18 protein-coding genes are annotated in these 16,239 nt (G+C 39.2%); 12 read left to right on the top strand and 6 right to left on the bottom strand.

Features of this window, described 5'->3' with window-relative positions:
* Positions 1–6: 6 nt before the first annotated feature.
* Positions 7–1,404 (top strand): ferritin-like domain-containing protein, encoded by a 1,398-nt coding sequence (locus ACSLFW_RS18195; protein ID WP_436556922.1) that lies wholly within the window; start codon positions 7–9, stop codon positions 1,402–1,404.
* Positions 1,405–1,686: 282 nt separating this feature from the next.
* Here the strand turns inward: ACSLFW_RS18195 and ACSLFW_RS18190 are convergent, their stop codons facing one another.
* The gene (locus ACSLFW_RS18190) at positions 1,687–2,043 is read right to left on the bottom strand and encodes a hypothetical protein (protein ID WP_436556921.1); all 357 of its coding nucleotides are present in this window, start codon (positions 2,041–2,043) and stop codon (positions 1,687–1,689) included.
* On the opposite strand from ACSLFW_RS18190, the gene bufB reads away from it, so the two are divergent.
* The gene (gene bufB, locus ACSLFW_RS18185) at positions 2,032–2,982 is read left to right on the top strand and encodes an MNIO family bufferin maturase (RefSeq protein WP_436556920.1); all 951 of its coding nucleotides are present in this window, start codon (positions 2,032–2,034) and stop codon (positions 2,980–2,982) included. The genes ACSLFW_RS18190 and bufB overlap by 12 nt on opposite strands.
* Positions 2,983–2,991: 9 nt before the next feature.
* A complete protein-coding gene (locus ACSLFW_RS18180) occupies positions 2,992–3,816 on the top strand; it encodes an HvfC/BufC family peptide modification chaperone (protein WP_436556919.1) in 825 nt (274 codons plus the stop codon).
* A 27-nt stretch (positions 3,817–3,843) separates the two neighbouring features.
* On the opposite strand, the gene ACSLFW_RS18175 is transcribed toward ACSLFW_RS18180, so the two are convergent.
* From ACSLFW_RS18175 to ACSLFW_RS18160, 4 genes are all read right to left on the bottom strand, one after another.
* Positions 3,844–4,068 carry a YgaP family membrane protein gene (locus ACSLFW_RS18175; RefSeq protein ID WP_436556918.1) on the bottom strand — a complete coding sequence of 75 codons (225 nt, stop codon included), beginning with the start codon at positions 4,066–4,068 and terminating at the stop codon, positions 3,844–3,846.
* A gap of 101 nt (positions 4,069–4,169) precedes the next feature.
* Positions 4,170–4,481 (bottom strand): rhodanese-like domain-containing protein, encoded by a 312-nt coding sequence (locus ACSLFW_RS18170; RefSeq protein ID WP_436556917.1) that lies wholly within the window; start codon positions 4,479–4,481, stop codon positions 4,170–4,172.
* Positions 4,482–4,503: 22 nt separating this feature from the next.
* Complete coding sequence (locus ACSLFW_RS18165; protein ID WP_436556916.1) at positions 4,504–5,109, bottom strand: thioredoxin family protein; 606 nt, start codon at positions 5,107–5,109, stop codon at positions 4,504–4,506.
* Between the two features lie 12 nt (positions 5,110–5,121).
* Positions 5,122–5,502, bottom strand: coding sequence for a TlpA disulfide reductase family protein (locus ACSLFW_RS18160; protein WP_436556915.1), 381 nt, complete (start codon positions 5,500–5,502; stop codon positions 5,122–5,124).
* Positions 5,503–5,788: 286 nt separating this feature from the next.
* On the opposite strand from ACSLFW_RS18160, the gene ACSLFW_RS18155 reads away from it, so the two are divergent.
* Both ACSLFW_RS18155 and ACSLFW_RS18150 read left to right on the top strand, forming a co-directional pair.
* Complete coding sequence (locus ACSLFW_RS18155) at positions 5,789–6,262, top strand: MarR family winged helix-turn-helix transcriptional regulator (protein ID WP_436556914.1); 474 nt, start codon at positions 5,789–5,791, stop codon at positions 6,260–6,262.
* Between the two features lie 15 nt (positions 6,263–6,277).
* Entirely contained in the window at positions 6,278–6,850 is a 573-nt protein-coding gene (locus tag ACSLFW_RS18150; protein ID WP_436556913.1) for a YceI family protein, read from the top strand.
* A gap of 626 nt (positions 6,851–7,476) precedes the next feature.
* On the opposite strand, the gene ACSLFW_RS18145 is transcribed toward ACSLFW_RS18150, so the two are convergent.
* Complete coding sequence (locus tag ACSLFW_RS18145) at positions 7,477–8,409, bottom strand: serine hydrolase domain-containing protein (RefSeq protein ID WP_436557490.1); 933 nt, start codon at positions 8,407–8,409, stop codon at positions 7,477–7,479.
* A 546-nt stretch (positions 8,410–8,955) separates the two neighbouring features.
* On the opposite strand from ACSLFW_RS18145, the gene ACSLFW_RS18140 reads away from it, so the two are divergent.
* The 7 genes from ACSLFW_RS18140 (at position 8,956) to ACSLFW_RS18110 (ending at position 16,238) form a co-directional block, all read left to right on the top strand.
* On the top strand, positions 8,956–10,179 hold the full coding sequence (locus tag ACSLFW_RS18140) for an NAD(P)-dependent oxidoreductase (protein WP_436556912.1): 1,224 nt from the start codon (positions 8,956–8,958) through the stop codon (positions 10,177–10,179).
* Between the two features lie 72 nt (positions 10,180–10,251).
* Complete coding sequence (locus ACSLFW_RS18135) at positions 10,252–12,606, top strand: histidine kinase (protein ID WP_436556911.1); 2,355 nt, start codon at positions 10,252–10,254, stop codon at positions 12,604–12,606.
* A 35-nt stretch (positions 12,607–12,641) separates the two neighbouring features.
* Positions 12,642–12,998, top strand: a complete 357-nt coding sequence (locus tag ACSLFW_RS18130) for a helix-turn-helix transcriptional regulator (protein WP_436556910.1) — start codon at positions 12,642–12,644, stop codon at positions 12,996–12,998.
* A 244-nt stretch (positions 12,999–13,242) separates the two neighbouring features.
* Positions 13,243–13,929 (top strand): TonB-dependent receptor plug domain-containing protein, encoded by a 687-nt coding sequence (locus ACSLFW_RS18125; RefSeq protein WP_436556909.1) that lies wholly within the window; start codon positions 13,243–13,245, stop codon positions 13,927–13,929.
* Between the two features lie 19 nt (positions 13,930–13,948).
* Positions 13,949–14,338: a hypothetical protein gene (locus tag ACSLFW_RS18120; RefSeq protein WP_436556908.1), complete on the top strand. Its 390-nt coding sequence runs from the start codon at positions 13,949–13,951 to the stop codon at positions 14,336–14,338.
* A gap of 96 nt (positions 14,339–14,434) precedes the next feature.
* Positions 14,435–15,118 carry a hypothetical protein gene (locus tag ACSLFW_RS18115; RefSeq protein WP_436556907.1) on the top strand — a complete coding sequence of 228 codons (684 nt, stop codon included), beginning with the start codon at positions 14,435–14,437 and terminating at the stop codon, positions 15,116–15,118.
* 31 nt (positions 15,119–15,149) lie between these two features.
* Positions 15,150–16,238, top strand: a complete 1,089-nt coding sequence (locus ACSLFW_RS18110) for a TonB-dependent receptor domain-containing protein (RefSeq protein WP_436557489.1) — start codon at positions 15,150–15,152, stop codon at positions 16,236–16,238.
* The last annotated feature ends 1 nt before the right edge of the window (position 16,239 follow it).

Here is a 16,239-nt window from a genome sequence, read left to right as displayed (position 1 = left end):
ACGCAAATGATACATCAGAAATTTTTTGGAAGCCAGGCCGAAAAAGTCACGCCCGAGAATCTCGGCGAGGCCATACAGCAGGCGATTGAGATTGAGATTTCGACAATCCCGACTTACCTTTTCACTTATTATTCCATTAACAGGGCGCCCAACCAGCAGTCGATGATCAATCTGCTGACGAACGCTTTGCTCAAAATCGACAAGGAACCACGCTACACTTTTGACGAAGCTACGGAAATTGCATTAGACATTTCGGCAGACATCATGGTCTTCGCCAATAAAACCGGAGCACTGATCATGAGTGTTGCGATTGAGGAAATGCTGCACATGGCACTTTCGTCAAACCTGAAGCAAGCACTTGCAGGAAGACCTGATTTGTATGGAAGATCGCCAGCTACATGGCCTGCAGATTTACCGGGACACAAGCCTGCATTGAAAATCAATGCCGCGAAATTATCGATGGATCAACTGGAGACATTTCTCAATATCGAGAAACCGATGAAACCGAAGCAAAAACTACTCAAATCGGCGCGGAACTTTATTCCGTATCCGACTATCGGGGAGTTTTACGATATGGTTATCGACTGTCTTGATAAAAATCCCGATTTGCGTTACAACACGCGTTCGCCGCAATTGGTGCCTGGAAAAGGGTATTATGCCCAGAACAACATCGATACCATTTACTATGATAAAGAGCACAAACCGGTCTTCACCAATCACGATGATTCAGGCGATTTGATTTGTGTTGCTGACAAAAAATCTGCGATTGCTGCTATCAATTTAATTGTGGAGCAGGGTGAAGGGAAGCTTGTAAAAGACGCGCCATATCTCGATAAAGATAACAATCTGGATTTTGCGGCATTGCTGCAATACGATTTCAAATCAGATGGTGAAGAGCCTTCGCACTTTGAAAAATTTGCAGAAATCTACCAGACATTCTATCAATTAAAAAAGAAATATGATGCTTTTGATATTGAAGAAATGAGTTTCGAAGACCTTTTTGTGATGAATGTAAGGAGCAATCCTGCAACTACAGATTATCCTGCGAACATCGCGCCTGTTTCTGATCTGATCAACGGCGTTTACACTTATATTTTCGTGATGATTGAAGAGTGTTACCGAAAATCAGGAAGCACGCAGTACGAAACTTTTATGTTCGGCATCCATAAATCAATGATCTTTATCCTGAATTCGCTTTGCGGCGACATCATGAAACTGCAATATACCGCCGCTGACGGAAAGCAATATTATGCAACGCCGACTTTCGAAAACTATAATTTCAGTCCGGTGGCAAGGCCGAAAGCGCAACTTCAGAATTTATACGCCGCTGCGGTCGCCGTTTATCCGGGCATTTCTTATCTTGGTGTCCGCATCGATGATTTACCAGACGTAGATTTAAAATAGTGACCATTAATTTATTAATCGAAAATATACCTCTTATGGCTAAAGTAAAAATAAATACAGAATTATCGATGTGCGGCGCGAAGTGTTCCTGCACCGGCTGCTCCCAGCGCTCCGGCAAACGTCGCTGTCCCGATGGAATTGCATGTTTGCATGGGACTCAATTCCTGCAAAGGACACGATCGCACAGGTGCTAATAATTGCGCAGGAACAGGCTATTGCGCCACTGCAGAACAGCACAATTGCCAGACACTCAACAATTGCCGTTCACAGGGTGGATGCGGTTTATATGGCGACGCCCAGCAACAGGAAAATCCTGGCAATAACAGTTGCGCATGGCAGGGAAGTTGCGCTGTGCCAATTCAGGCAGAACGTTTCAGTACGCTCGGCAAAAACAAAGGGCTCAGCACGTGGAAACTGGCGCGTCAATTGTTCGAGGAAAGAATGAGGGCAGCCAATCGAAATGTGGGTCCCGCACCGTTTGAGTGCCTGTCCGCCGCAAGCTTGGTTGATATCGACATTGGGATCGTACGATTCATGCGGCAACAGCGGTAACAAATCATGCTCGTTCGGTTTCAACAATCCAGCAGACAATGCCAGAGATCTTTGTGAAGGGAAAACAGAATAAACATGAATAATCATCAGGAGCCTGCAGATTTTTACAGCGATTTGGTCAAAGCGATGCCCAATCCCGGACTTGGTTTGGGTTTAAGAAGCGCGCATTTTGATTACATCCTTGAAAATAATCCATCGGTAGATTGGTTCGAAATTATTTCGGAAAATTTCATGGATTCTGGTGGCAGGCCGAGAAATATATTAAGACAAATAACAGAGCGATATCCTGTGGTAATGCATGGGGTATCGCTTTCTGTCGGAAGTACCGATCCGCTCAACTTCGATTATCTTTCCAAATTAAAAAATCTTGCGTCTGAAGTAAAGCCGCTTTGGATAAGCGATCATTTGTGCTGGACGGGCATCAATATGGTTAACACGCACGATTTGCTTCCTGTTGTTTTAAATGAAGAATCGTTGAAGCATATCATCGGCCGCATCAAGCAAATTCAGGATTATCTCGAAAGACCATTGGTCATTGAAAATCCGAGTACTTATTTGACCTTTAAGCATTCGACGATTGCAGAATGGGATTTTCTGCGTTATATGGCAGAAGAAACCGGCTGCGGATTGCTGCTCGATGTCAACAATGTATATGTCTCAGGTTTCAACAATGACTTCGACCCAATTCAATACGTAAAAGAATTACCGCATGATCGGATCGTTCAAATGCACATCGCCGGACATCAGCATTGCGGCGATTACATCATCGATACGCATGACCGCAATGTCGTTGATGAGGTTTGGACGCTTTTCTCATTGGCATGGCAGCTTACCGGAGGCGTCGCAACTTTATTGGAATGGGACAGCAATATTCCTGATTTTGGGACTTATCATGCTGAGCTTTTGAAAGCAAAACAATTTATGAATGGAATGTCTTCTTTAAATACTGTTGCTGCTGAAATAAAGACAAGTCACCTTGAAGTTTCAAATCCGGTCAACTTTCTGGTCAATGAAATTAAATTTTAATAATTGGGAATGATTGATAAGGATACGCTGCCGATCGCTGAAGTGCATAACTGGATGCAAGGGATGCTGATCCAGCACGTGCCGGTTTCATATTCCGAACTTACGACTGATGAAATGGTGAATGACTCGCAAAGACTCAGCGCTTCACAGCACCTGATGATTTACCGGCAGAGTTACATCGCAAGACTGCGCGCTTGTATGCAAAGTCAGTTTAAATGCCTCAATTATGCTTTGGGCGAGGCACTTTTTACAGCTTTCGCCGATGAGTATCTCGACAATTACCCTTCTTCAAGTTATACGTTGAACGACTTGGGAAAAAACTTTTCTTCCTTCCTTGAAAAAACGCGCCCTGAAGCTGAAAATGGCAAAAAAGAAGATTGGCCTGATTTTATGATTGAACTCGCGGCTTTCGAATATTCGCTTTCGGAAATTTTCGATATGAACGAAAATACATCCGGAAAGATTCCGGATAAGAGTACACCAGACCATTTGCTTGTCGCTGCCCCTTCACTTCATTTATATGAACAGCAATTCCCAATCTGCCGTTATTATTTAGATTTCAATGCCGGATTATCACCGGAATTGCCTTTTCCAGCTCAAAGTTTCGCTGCCGTATCAAGACAAAATTTCAAGCTCGGACTGTTTAACATCGGTGCTGACCAATATCACTTTTTGAATTACGTTAAAGCCGGCGCTTCAGTTGCTGCAGCTAAAGATATCCTGGTTGGTATTTTTAATGTCGATAAAGTGAAGCTGGAGGAAATATGGCCGATATGGCGCGGGAATTTTATCGATTCCGGTTTTTTGATTGTAGCTGAAATCAATCAGAAATAAAAAAAAGCCGTGAATTTCACAGCTTTATTAATACATTTTTGATTTTTTTCCGGATTTGAATGTATTGATTCCAAGAAAATAATATAGCGGACAAAAATAAACCAAGGCAGTAAGCAACAGGAATATTCCAATACCGATAGCTATATTTTGTAACAATTCGTCAGTAAAAAAATCTGTAAAACCAAGTATTATCAAACTTGTTCCAAATACGACCCTGACAAACCTGCCGGATTTTCCGAAATTCTTTTTCATTATTTTACTATTTATCGGGGGTGATGTAGTATTAATTCTACATGCGAAAATAAATAAAAAAATGAACAAATGTTAATAAAAATTTAAAATTTTGTGAAAATCTATGGTGTGGTTACTTCACCTTTCCATTCCATCATACCGCCGACCAAGTTATAAGTGTTCTCAAATCCAAGCTGATTCATCAATGTACATGCCTGTTGGCTTCTTCCACCGGCTTTACAGTACACATAATAATTCTTTGATTTGTCGAGCGCGTCAACTTCGTAAATAAATCCCTGTCCTTTATAAATATCGATATTAATGGCATGTGGAATTATGCCTTCGTTGCATTCATCTTCTGTGCGAACGTCGAGAATTACGGCATTGTCATCTGATTCGAGTTGCGTTAACCAGGCTTCTTGTGATAAATTCATATATAATTGTTTAGGTCTGAAATTAAGCTTTAATCGAGCAGCCAATTGCTTTTGTTTCCTTGACTTTTATCTCTTTGTTGCCCAGAAGAGCGTCAACAGCGTTTTCAAGGTATTTTTCTTTTACGGCGCTTTCATCTTCATAATTATCGTCAATCGCACCTATGTATTTCACTACATTTCCTTCTTTGGTTTTCTGTAACAGATAAACATGAGGCGTTTTTGTAGCGCCATATTGCGGGAAAATTTTCTGCCCAGCGTCGAAAAGATAAGGGAAAGTAAATCCTTTTTCCTTAGCGCGCACCTGCATTAATTCAAAACTGTCATCCTTTTGCTTTTCAGGGTTATTCGGATTGATGGCAATAACAGGATAACCGGCCTTGCTGTATTTTTTATCCAACGCGATGATCCTGTCTTCATAAGCCTTAGCATAAGGGCAATGATTGCAGGTAAAAATCACGATAAATCCTTTCGCGTCTTTGAAATCCTTTAACGATACCATTTTGTTATCGATATTCTTCAAGCTGAAATCGGTTGCAACATCACCAACTTTATAGCCACCGGTATTTGTTGTAAATGCGAATGTAAAAGCCACAATCAGCAATAGTGCTGAGATTTTTAATCCTTTCATAATGATAGTATTTTAATTTATAAATTGTTTAATCTCGTTGTTGAGTTCGTCAAAAGTAAAAGAGCGTTCGTAGAATTGCCGCTTTTGGCTGTTGTAAATCACAGTGGCCGGAATTGCGCCAGACCAGTTGGCATCGACTTTTCCAATCCATGAGTTAGCGTCAGGATCATTGAGGAAAATGACCTCCGATTGCAGGTTTTTTCTTTTGATGAATGGGAGCAAGGCAGTTTCTACCTGTTTTTTCATATCAAGGCTGACCAGTATCACTTTAATTTTTTTATTTTTTAATGTTGCATTTATCTTCTCGAAGTTTGGAAGTTCCGCAACACATGGCTGGCACCACGTCGCCCAGAAATTAACGACATAAGTTGTATCATTCTCAATCTTCAGCATGGGTTCGAAAGTTCTATAATCGTAAGCTTTTATTGAAATACCCTCTTTATGGTAAACTTGTAACGGCTTTGGCCGATTATTTTGCGCCGTCAGAATGCTGATGCATGATAAAAACACTAGTATTGTAAAAGTGATAATCAGTCGTATCATCCTTAAAATTTTAAAGCACTAAAAGTAAGCATTATGAAATCCGGGATTTTTTATTTAACAAAAAATTAATACACATTTGTATATACAAATTAAAAATAATTATACATTTGTACCTACAAATTTTGTAATTACAAATATGAAGATTGAAGACATCATAAAATCTACTTCAGCGATAAGCATCGAAAAAAGAACGGCGCTTAATATTATGTATACGCAAAATACAATCGCTGATAAATTCAGTGAAATTCTTAAGCCTTTTGATATTTCTGTCGAGCAGTTCAACGTCTTGCGAATTTTAAGAGGGCAGAAGGGATGTCCGGCGAATATGTTCCTGATTCAGGAACGCATGCTTGCCAAAACCAGCAATACTACGCGTTTGGTAGATAAATTGCTGTTGAAAGAATTGGTAACTCGCGACGTTTGCCCCGAAAACCGGCGTAAAATGGAAGTCATGATTACCGAAAAAGGCCTTAACTTACTAAAAGATCTCGACCCTAAAATCGAGGGCTATGAACAATTCTTAGCTTCAAACCTTACGAATACTGAGTTGGAACAACTCAATTTCCTTTTGGAAAAATACAGAATCCATAATAATTTTAATAATCAATAACCTAATTTTAATACAATGAAAAATTTCAAAACAATTGCAATCGCATTATTAGTCGCTTTCGGAACCGCAACAGCTACTGCACAAACCAAAAAAGTAGACGTGTCAAAAAGTACCATCTCATGGGTTGGTAAAAAAGTTACAGGCCAGCACACAGGAACCGTAAGCCTTAAAGATGGCGCGTTAGTTTTCAAAGGAAAAAAACTAACTGGCGGTACTTTCACAGTCGATATGAATTCTATCAACGTAACTGACCTTAAAGCCGGCGAAGGAAAAGAAAAACTGGAAGGTCACTTAAAAGCCGACGATTTCTTCGGAACTGACAAATTCGCAACTGCTTCTTTGGCTTTCAAAACCATCGGAACTACAAAAACAGCCAACGTTTACAGCGTAACTGCCGATTTGACCATCAAAGGTGTTACAAAACCGGTCACTTTCAACCTTACGGTAAACGGAAACAAAGCGACTACAAACTTCAAAATCAACCGTACTGAATACGGCATTAAATATGGTTCAGGAAGTTTCTTCGACAACCTTGGTGACAAAGCCATCAACGACGACTTCGAAGTTAGCGTAGCATTGGTTTTCTAATAAAGTCCCAAAGATAAATGCAGACCCGGTAAGCAATTGCCGGGTTTTTTTATGGGTGTTGCGGCACCGGGAAAGTTTTGCTGAAAAGAAATAATCAATTCGCCGCCGGGCTGTACTTCCAAGTCCTCGCGGGAACTAATCCGGTAAATTGAAATAGTTTTGTCGTTGCGGGCTTTGGCTTCGCCCAGTTCGGCTTAGGCGGGTCTATACCATCCCTAACGCGGGAGAAATGGTGAGCTGTAGTCAGTAATTAGTGTTTAGTTTTCTCAAAATGGATTTTCTAAAATGTTATACAATTCCCCAAATGAGAATTTAACAATTTTTACGGCTTTCCCGCAATACAACGTATTGAGGAAATTTGTATTTTAACTTCAGGGAAAGGGCCATGCATCCCTACAAAAAAATATAGTTAGTCAGTTACGGTAATGCCGTAAAAATTGTTAAAGTTTTTGAAGTGAATATATCGACAACGGTAGTGCGTCAATATTGAGATGATACGTAACGCGAATTGATTGAAAACTTATCAGTAAATACGTATAGTTCAGTTTGGTAACACCTGCTATCGCACGCTTCTATCTATATTTGCTACCTGCCATCTGCGGTCTGATTACAACACTGCTTACCGACTACTCCTCTCCATCATCCTTATCTCTCTTAAAAGGATAATCCCCAAAATGAGGCGCCAGTTTCCACGATTGATAAGTCTGCTTGGTATATTTATTCGAAATGGCGATAATCGTTACCGTATCTTTCTTCAACTTGATGTATGACGAAGTGTTGCCGTGCCACCAGCCATTGTGGTAATACATTTTCTGTCCGGTTTCCCATTCATACATCCGAATGCCCAGACCGTAATTCCTCGTACCTTTGTGTTCATAGCTGTAACCTTGGTAAACGGCTTCGGTTAGTTTCTTGCTGAGGAAATTCGGGGAATACGTCGCCATGTCAAATTTAAGCAAATCACGTGGGGTAGAATAAATATTCTTGTCCCCATAAGTCCCGTCAAGATGATCAAAAGCCAGGCGCATTCTGCCTTTGTAGGTCTGGCTAACGGTATCTTTATCCGTCTCAGGGTTAAAAACAAAAGTGTGTGTCATTCCCAACGGCTCGAAAAGTAGTTTTTTCATGGCAATCCGGTAGTTCATCCCGGTAATTTTTTCGATTACAAGCGCCAGCATTGCATAATTTGTGTTGCAGTATGCAAAATGCTTTTCAGCAGGAAACTGCATCGGAAAATGGTGCTCATTCATTAAATCAAGCACGTCTTGGTTGTAAAGTGTTTTCGAATGGTCCCAAACCCCTTTTTCATCACAGAAATAAGCATAATTAGGCAATCCGCTGCGGTGCGTCAAAAGTGATTTTATAGTCACGTTTTCATAAGGGAACGGCGAAAGGATTGTATTAACGTTCTGGTCGAGTTCCAGTTTTCCGGCATCAATCAACCTTAAAACGACAGCAGCTGTCAATACTTTACTCATCGAAGCAATATGAATGGGCGTAGCTTCAGTAAGCTCCGTTTTCTTTTCGATTGAACCATACCCCTGATAATTTTCGTAGATAATTTGTCCGTTTTTAGCAACTAAGAAACTGCCGTTGACTTTTCCGTTGCCCAGTTTTTATTAAAAAAAGCTTCAACAACTGCTTTTTTTTCTGCTTTGTAATCGGAAGTAAGTTTAGGCATTTTTACGTAAAACGGACTAACAGTTGCTGCCGTAACTTTGGTTTCGGCATTGTCTTTTTTACAGGAAACAAAAGGGATAAAATGCTTATCAGAAATGTATATATAAAAGCGTAACGACTGGTCATTTTCGAAAAATTGTGATTAACAAATATAAGCATTCAACGGCTGTGAAACGGTCGGAAAGCGCAAACGTTGTATTAAAATTGCGTTAAAAGTTATAACAGTATTGTTCTCAGTAATTTATTGTGAAAATCTTTTTCAAAAAAGTACTTGGTAGACTTGCCCTAACTTGTTATATTTGTAACAAAATTAATTTAATTAGTTAGAATATATCTTGTTTTTAAAGAATAAGCAACTTTTGTTTAATTTTTGCATCTATTTAATAAAAACGATACAGATTTGTTTTGATTTTTGCATTTAAGCTATGAAATTCGGAATCATCAAAGAAAGAAAAAATCCGCCTGACAGAAGGGTAGTATTTACGCCCGAAGAATTGGTACGCCTCAAAAAAGAACATCCGGATGCTGAAATAAAAGTAGAAAGCTCGGATATCCGCATATTTTCTGATGAGCAATATACCGATTTGGGAATTACAGTTACTGATGATGTTTCGGACTGTGATGTGCTTTTTGGCGTAAAGGAGGTTCCGGTTGATGCGCTGATTCCAAACAAAAAATACTTCTTCTTTTCGCATACCATCAAGAAACAATTGCACAACCGTAAATTATTACAGGCCATCCTCGAAAAGAATATCGATTTATACGACCACGAAACAATCGTCGACGAAAATTTCAAAAGACTCATCGGATTTGGGCGCTATGCAGGAATTGTCGGTGCTTATAATGGCATTAGAGCTTTCGGGATAAAATTCGAACTTTTCACTTTGCCAAAAGCAGAAACGCTTTCAGGTAAAGATGAACTCGTTACCAAGCTGAAAAGACAAATCCTGCCGCCGGTAAAAATCGTTCTTACCGGACACGGAAAAGTTGCCAACGGCGCTGTAGAAATTCTCGACGCGATGAAAATCAAACGCGTATCAATTGAAGATTTCCTTTCTAAAAATTACACGCAACCGGTTTACACACAAATCGACACACTCGATTACAACAAAAGAATCGATGGAAAACCTTCTTCAAAAATGGATTTTTACAACAATCCAACTGAATATATTTCAGATTTTGAACGTTTTTCCAAAGTTTCTGATATCTTCATGGCCGGACATTTTTATGCCAATGATGCGCCGGTAATCCTGACACGAGAAATGCTTAATGCGGTTGATAATAAAATAAAAGTGGTGGCTGATATTTCGTGCGACACCAACGGGCCGATTGCGAGCACTATTAAAGCTTCGACGATTGCAGACCCATTTTTCGGATACCTCCCATCACAGGATAAAGAAGTCGATATGTTTCATCCCGCTGCGATTGTGGTGATGTCTGTTGATAATCTCCCTTGTGAACTTCCAAAAGATGCCAGCGAAGGTTTTGGAGAAATGTTCATGGAACACGTTGTCCCCGCATTTTTTAATGGCGATAAAGATGGCATACTTGCCCGCGCAAAAATCACCGAAAAAGGAAAACTTACCGAAAGGTTCCGGTATTTACAGGAATACGTCGATCAGGATAAATTAGAAAGCGTCCCCCATTAGGAGGCGTTTTTTGTTTTTGGCGGATGGCATCAATTGGGAAAATGTATTTATATTTGGATAAAAATCCCCACTTTGAAAGCAAAAGCGCTTAAGATACTGCTTCTTTTTCTCGTCTCTACTACGTTTTATGCACAGGAATTACTGCCTTTTGTAGAAAATTTCACCAAGTCAGAATACAACGGCGATAACCAGAACTGGAATGTCGCGCAGGGAACAGACAACGCCATTTATTTTGCCAACAACCATTATTTCCTTCGCTATAACGGTGTAAAATGGGAGAAATATACACTCCCAAATAATACTGTAATACGCTCCATTTTAATTGATGGCGATAAGATTTATTCGGGTTCTTACAAGGAATTCGGCTATTGGCAGCGCGCCAACGGAAAGATGATCTACCATTCGCTTTCACAAAATAAAAATCTTTTCAGCGGGAATTCTGACAATGAGGAAATCTGGAAAGTTTTCAAATTTAAAGGCAAAATCTACTTCCAGTCTTTCAATGAGATTTTTGTTTATGATAATGGTTCATTTGAAAAAATTCATTTCCCGTTTCAGATTTCTTACTGTTATCCAATTGATAATGAAATATATGTAGCCTCTGTCAGGAAAGGAATTTACATGATGCGCGGCAAGCAATTCATCAAAAAGGACAATTGGTCGGCAGTTGATGGAGATGTCATCCATAATATTGAAAGCTTCAACGGAAAAATCTATATTTTCACGAAAACTTCGGGGATTTTTACCGAAGAAAATCAAACGCTTGTGCCGTGGTTACATCCTTTAAATAACCGGCTTAAAAATGAAGTTATTGTTTCTGCAAAATTCGTCAATAACCAGACGCTTGCAATAGGGACAGGGCTTCAGGGGTTGTATATTGTTAATATGAAGGACAATTCATATAAAAATATCAATCGAAGCAATGCCATTAAAAATAATGCGATTTTGACCATTGCCGTTGATCGCGAAAATGATTTGTGGCTGGGGCTTGATAACGGAATTGCACACGTTGAAATCAATTCGTCTGTAAATGTATTTTCAGATAATTCAGGAATTTTAGGTTCCTTGTATTCGCTTTCAACGATTCAGGATGGTTATCTTTTTGTGACCAATCACGGGATTTTCATTTACAAAAACAGGCAATTGATGCCGGTTCCTAACTCACAAGGCCAGGTTTGGGATATTTTCAAATTGAATGAACAATTCATTATCGGCCACAACGACGGGACGTTCATTTTTGATGGGAAAAACCTCCGAAAGATGAATCCGGTAAATGGTGGTTGGAAATTTCTTAAAAGCAATTTTGATCATGTATATTTTCAGGCAAATTATTCCGGAATCGCTTATTATCCGGATGTCAATGACCTTTCAAAGTACAAATTCCTGAGCGGGCTCACAAAACCTATCCGCAATATTGCCCAGAACCGTCCGAACGAATTATGGGGTGCCGATAATTACAGAAGTTTGTACCGAATTACATACGACGATAATTTCAAGACGAAAAAAGTCGAGAATGTTTCTCAGGCAAATGGCATCGCCAATGACTACGGGGTTAAGATTTTTACGTATAAGAATGAAATTCTTTTCCTGATTAATAAGACATGGTATACTTATAACGCCATCACTTCGAAACTGGAGAAAGATCCGCTTTTTAATACGGCATTTAAAAATATTTCTGATATCATCCCGATTGATGATGAAAATTTCATTGTACTTAATTCGGGTTTGTTGTATGTGATTTCACAGGTCAAAGATGAATTTCGCTGGGAATTGATTCCGGAAAAATACTACGAAGGCAAGATTATTTTTGAAAATACAAAAGTTTATAAATCAGGCGAAACCATTTTGCTGAATCTTGATGATGGATTCATCTCCTACCAATTGAACAGCAACAAGAGAAAAGTGCAGAAAATTTACGTAGAGGGATTTTATCACGGCAACCTCATTACTGAAGATACTGACATCAAATACAATCAATCGGTAGAACTGAATGTTATTGCGGAATATTATGGTTATAATCGCCCGGATATTTTTTACAGTCTCAATAACAGCAAAGAATTCATTCGGGTGCACAAAGGCAATATGATCCTGAACAACTTAAACAGCGGCAGGCAGGACATATCTTTTTATTACTATGACGGAAAAAATTATGTAAGAATTGCCGGTTATGAATTTGCGGTTGATAATCCGTGGTATTTTTCGATCTGGATGGTTTTGTTTTATATTTTGGCTATAAGTGGCAGTTTCTTTTTGTATTATCGCTGGAATAAATTCAGGTATACCCAAAAGCTGAAACTGCGTGAGGAAGAATTGCGACACCAGAAGAAAATCCTTGAAATTGAATTGAAAGCTGAAAATGAACTCAACATCCAGGAATATGAAAAGCATATTCTTGAGTTGGAAATTCAGGCCAATCCGGAGAAGTAGCGGGAAAATCATTATCGATTGCCAAGCAAGGGGAAATGATTGACAATATCCAAAAAATTCTCGATTCGGAAACCGATATCAATAAATTGAAAAGTGAAATCAAAAAGGCCATTAAAATCAATGCTGTCAATAAGCATGAATGGGAAACTTTTGAAACTAATCTGAATCAAATCAACAATGAATTTATAGTCAGTCTTTCTAAAAAATATCCAAATCTTACTTCAAAGGATATTAAATTGTGTGTTTATCTCAAGATGAATCTTTCCTCAAAAGAGATAGCTCCGATGATGAATATTTCCTTCCGCGGTGTAGAGTTGCATCGCTATCGTCTTCGCAAAAAACTTGGACTTACACAGGAAGAGAGTCTATCTAAATTTATGCTTACCGTATAATTTTTTTTGCGGATTTTGGCAATTCTGTAATTTTCAACCTCCTTTTTTACATTTTTACCACACATCATCACTACATCATAGCGAAAACGTTTTCGTTGAATTTAAGTACATTAATCCCTTTTAAAATAAGCGATATAGCTTGCTTTTGCATGTTTTGATGTAGTCATGTAGTAGTACGCTTCTGATTGCTATAACGATGTAATTTTCTTAATTTGGCATTACTAACTTTAACAAATATTAACAAATGAGAAATTTTATTTTTAGCTTCTTGGCGCTCATTCTTTTGCCGATGGGTATTTATGCCCAGTCAATAAAGGGTAAAGTGTCAGATGAAAATGGTTTACCGTTACCAGGCGTTAGCGTCACAAATACGGTATCTAATGCGTCAACTGTTTCTGATTTTGACGGAAATTTTTCTGTCGCGGCACAAGCGGGCAATCCTTTGAAGTTCACCTTCATTGGTTATAATGACGTCACTATGAATGCAAGTGACGGCATGACGCTTTCGATGCAGGTAGCAAGTACAAACTTGAATGAAGTAGTGGTAATCGGTTATGGAACCACAAAAAAAGCTGACATAACCGGATCGATTGCGGTTGTAAAGGAAAAAGAATTTAAAGACAGGCCGAATGCAAATCCTTTGAGCTCTTTACAAGGGAAAGTCGCGGGTGTTATTATTACTAACTCAGGCAAACCAGGCGATTCTCCTGGAATTTATATCAGAGGAATTGGAAGCGTTGCCTATAACGACCCAATTTATATCGTTGATGGTACGATAGCGAACAACATATCTTACCTGAACCCGAACGATATAGAAAGCATGAGTATATTAAAAGATGCGTCGAGTTCTGCAATTTATGGTATACGTGCTGCAAATGGAGTAATTGTAATTACTACTAAAATGGGTAAAAAGGGGAGAAGAAAATATTAAGTTCACCTATGATACTAATATGGGATTCTCGAAACCGTCAAATGTACTTAAACTTGCAGGGTCGGAAGACTATGTACGTTTGTATAATCAAAAGCTTGCCTATGAAGGAGATACAGACCCAACGCATCAGCTCACGTTAGCACAGTTCAATGGTGTCAATACTGATTGGTATGATGAAATCTTGAAAAAAGATTCCTTTACTCAGTCCCATAATCTTAGCCTTACGGGCGCTTCGAAAAAAACACGTTATTCTGTCGGTTTGGGTTATTTTAAGCAAGAAGGTATTTTAGAGGCCAACAAAGGCGTAAGCTCAGGCGATGACTACAAACGTGTTACCGCCAGATTTAACGGTATATATGATGTAACCAGCAAATTCAGGATTGGTGTAAATTCAGCATTACAAATTTGACAGCAATGATGCAGCAAGTCCTTTTTATCAGGCCGTGTTGCCTTACCTGTAACGCCGATTTATGATGCAAATGGTGATTACGGTGTCCAGTCGGCATTGGGTACAGCGGGTAATATCAACCCACGTTACACGCTTGATATCTTCCGCGGAAAAACAAAAGGAACAAGAAATCTCCTTTCAGGATTTGGCGAATATGATATCATCAAAGGGCTGACTTATAAAATGAGCTACACAAGAGATTTCTCAAGTATTAACAACTACCGTTATACTGCAGCCAACACTACACTAGGAACTACTGTAGAAAATCCAAGTACGCTTGTTGCAAGAAATGATACAGGCGAGAGCATCCTCTGGGAAAATACACTTACTTATGACAGAAGCATCGGTAAACATCGCTTTACATTGTTAGGAGGTTTCAGCCGTCAGCAAGATCGCACGAGAGCACTTCAAGGCTCAGCACAGGATGTACCTTTCAATGGTGATGATGCTACGCTTTTCTTGAATAATGGTTTAGCGACAACTTCACAAATTGCTGCCGGTGATGAAGGCAGTCTGAAAAGATTCCAGTCCTACTTCGGTCGATTGATGTATGCCTATGATGACAAATATCTTTTAAGTGCTACTATTCGACGTGATGGCGCTACTGCTTATAATTTTAGCGGAAGCCAAAGATCAGCAACTTTCCCGTCTGTTGGTATTGGTTGGATTTTAAGCAAAGAAAAATTCATGGAAAATTCCGGAGTTGATTTCTTAAAATTGAAAGCCAGCTGGGCCAACTAGGTAATGCTTCGGTTACCCGCCAGTACGACGAATTGGCTTCAGTTCAACCAGGTGCTTTTTTGGTACGCCATCATCAGTAACTAATGCAATCTCGGTCACCCAACTTGTTGACACTTCTATCAATTGGGAAGTTATTACCGAGTATGACTTAGGTTTTGAATCAAAATTCTTTAAAAGTCGTTTTGATCTTGAAGCAGGTTACTATAACCGTGAAACAAAAGATGCAGTTTTTGCCATTACAGTCCCTAACATTTCGGGATTAGGTACAAGTGTTACAACAAATGCAGGAAGCTTTGTAAATAAAGGCGTTGAAATTACAGCGTCGTGGAATGATAAGATCGGGGATAAGATTACCTATTCACTTTATGGGAATTTGACAACTATTGACAATGAAATGACTGAAGTATTGGGCGGTTCATTTTTCAATACAGGACCTGGGTTGTTTGGTAATCCAATAAAAAGATTTGAAGCTGGTCATCCTGTAGGTTCTTATTACGGATATCAGGTTGACGGCGTTGTTCAAAACGCTGCTGAATCGGCTGAGTATGGCGCGCCAATCGGAGCCTTGAAATTTAAAGACTTAGATGGAAACGGCGTGATTGATGATTTAGATAAGACTTTCCTGGGAAGTCCGATTCCTACGATGACTTATGGCTTTGGTCTTAACGTAGGATACTCCGGATTTGATTTAGGTGTTGAATTTCAAGGAGTAGCAGGCAACGAAATCTACAACTTTAACAGGAATGCCCGCTTTGGAAATGAAAACTGGGATCAGGATTTCGCAGACAATAGCTTTACTACAGCTAATCCTTCAAATACTTATCCATCTGCAAATTCAGATCAGACAACTTCAAGACCTAGTTCTTTCTATGTTGAGAAAGGTGATTATTTCAGAATCCGCACCATTCAAGTGGGTTATAAACTTCCTGAGTCCTTCCTGAAAAGCGTCAAACTTGATAACCTGAGATTATACGTGAGTGCTCAAAATCCATTTACAAATTTTGGCTATAACGGTTTTTCTCCTGAACTTGGAAAACAAGGTATTGGTGACTTAGGTATAGATAACAATGTCTATCCGCTTTCTTCAAGTTATAGCTTCGGTATTAATTTAAATTTCTAAA

Source organism: Flavobacterium sp. 3HN19-14, assembly GCF_051373205.1.
GTDB lineage: Bacteria > Bacteroidota > Bacteroidia > Flavobacteriales > Flavobacteriaceae > Flavobacterium.
This window is presented reverse-complemented; position numbering and strand designations above follow the sequence as displayed.

What these genes read in the sequence shown, in the direction of transcription:
- ACSLFW_RS18195 (WP_436556922.1), top strand. Translation starts at nt 7, where the DNA reads ATGATACATCAGAAATTTTTTGGAAGCCAGGCCGAAAAAGTCACGCCC.
- bufB (WP_436556920.1), top strand. Translation starts at nt 2,032, where the DNA reads ATGAATAATCATCAGGAGCCTGCAGATTTTTACAGCGATTTGGTCAAA.
- ACSLFW_RS18190 (WP_436556921.1), bottom strand. Translation starts at nt 2,043, where the DNA reads ATGATTATTCATGTTTATTCTGTTTTCCCTTCACAAAGATCTCTGGCA.
- ACSLFW_RS18180 (WP_436556919.1), top strand. Translation starts at nt 2,992, where the DNA reads ATGATTGATAAGGATACGCTGCCGATCGCTGAAGTGCATAACTGGATG.
- ACSLFW_RS18175 (WP_436556918.1), bottom strand. Translation starts at nt 4,068, where the DNA reads ATGAAAAAGAATTTCGGAAAATCCGGCAGGTTTGTCAGGGTCGTATTT.
- ACSLFW_RS18170 (WP_436556917.1), bottom strand. Translation starts at nt 4,481, where the DNA reads ATGAATTTATCACAAGAAGCCTGGTTAACGCAACTCGAATCAGATGAC.
- ACSLFW_RS18165 (WP_436556916.1), bottom strand. Translation starts at nt 5,109, where the DNA reads ATGAAAGGATTAAAAATCTCAGCACTATTGCTGATTGTGGCTTTTACA.
- ACSLFW_RS18160 (WP_436556915.1), bottom strand. Translation starts at nt 5,502, where the DNA reads ATGCTGAAGATTGAGAATGATACAACTTATGTCGTTAATTTCTGGGCG.
- ACSLFW_RS18155 (WP_436556914.1), top strand. Translation starts at nt 5,789, where the DNA reads ATGAAGATTGAAGACATCATAAAATCTACTTCAGCGATAAGCATCGAA.
- ACSLFW_RS18150 (WP_436556913.1), top strand. Translation starts at nt 6,278, where the DNA reads ATGAAAAATTTCAAAACAATTGCAATCGCATTATTAGTCGCTTTCGGA.
- ACSLFW_RS18140 (WP_436556912.1), top strand. Translation starts at nt 8,956, where the DNA reads ATGAAATTCGGAATCATCAAAGAAAGAAAAAATCCGCCTGACAGAAGG.
- ACSLFW_RS18130 (WP_436556910.1), top strand. Translation starts at nt 12,642, where the DNA reads ATGATTGACAATATCCAAAAAATTCTCGATTCGGAAACCGATATCAAT.
- ACSLFW_RS18125 (WP_436556909.1), top strand. Translation starts at nt 13,243, where the DNA reads ATGAGAAATTTTATTTTTAGCTTCTTGGCGCTCATTCTTTTGCCGATG.
- ACSLFW_RS18120 (WP_436556908.1), top strand. Translation starts at nt 13,949, where the DNA reads ATGGGATTCTCGAAACCGTCAAATGTACTTAAACTTGCAGGGTCGGAA.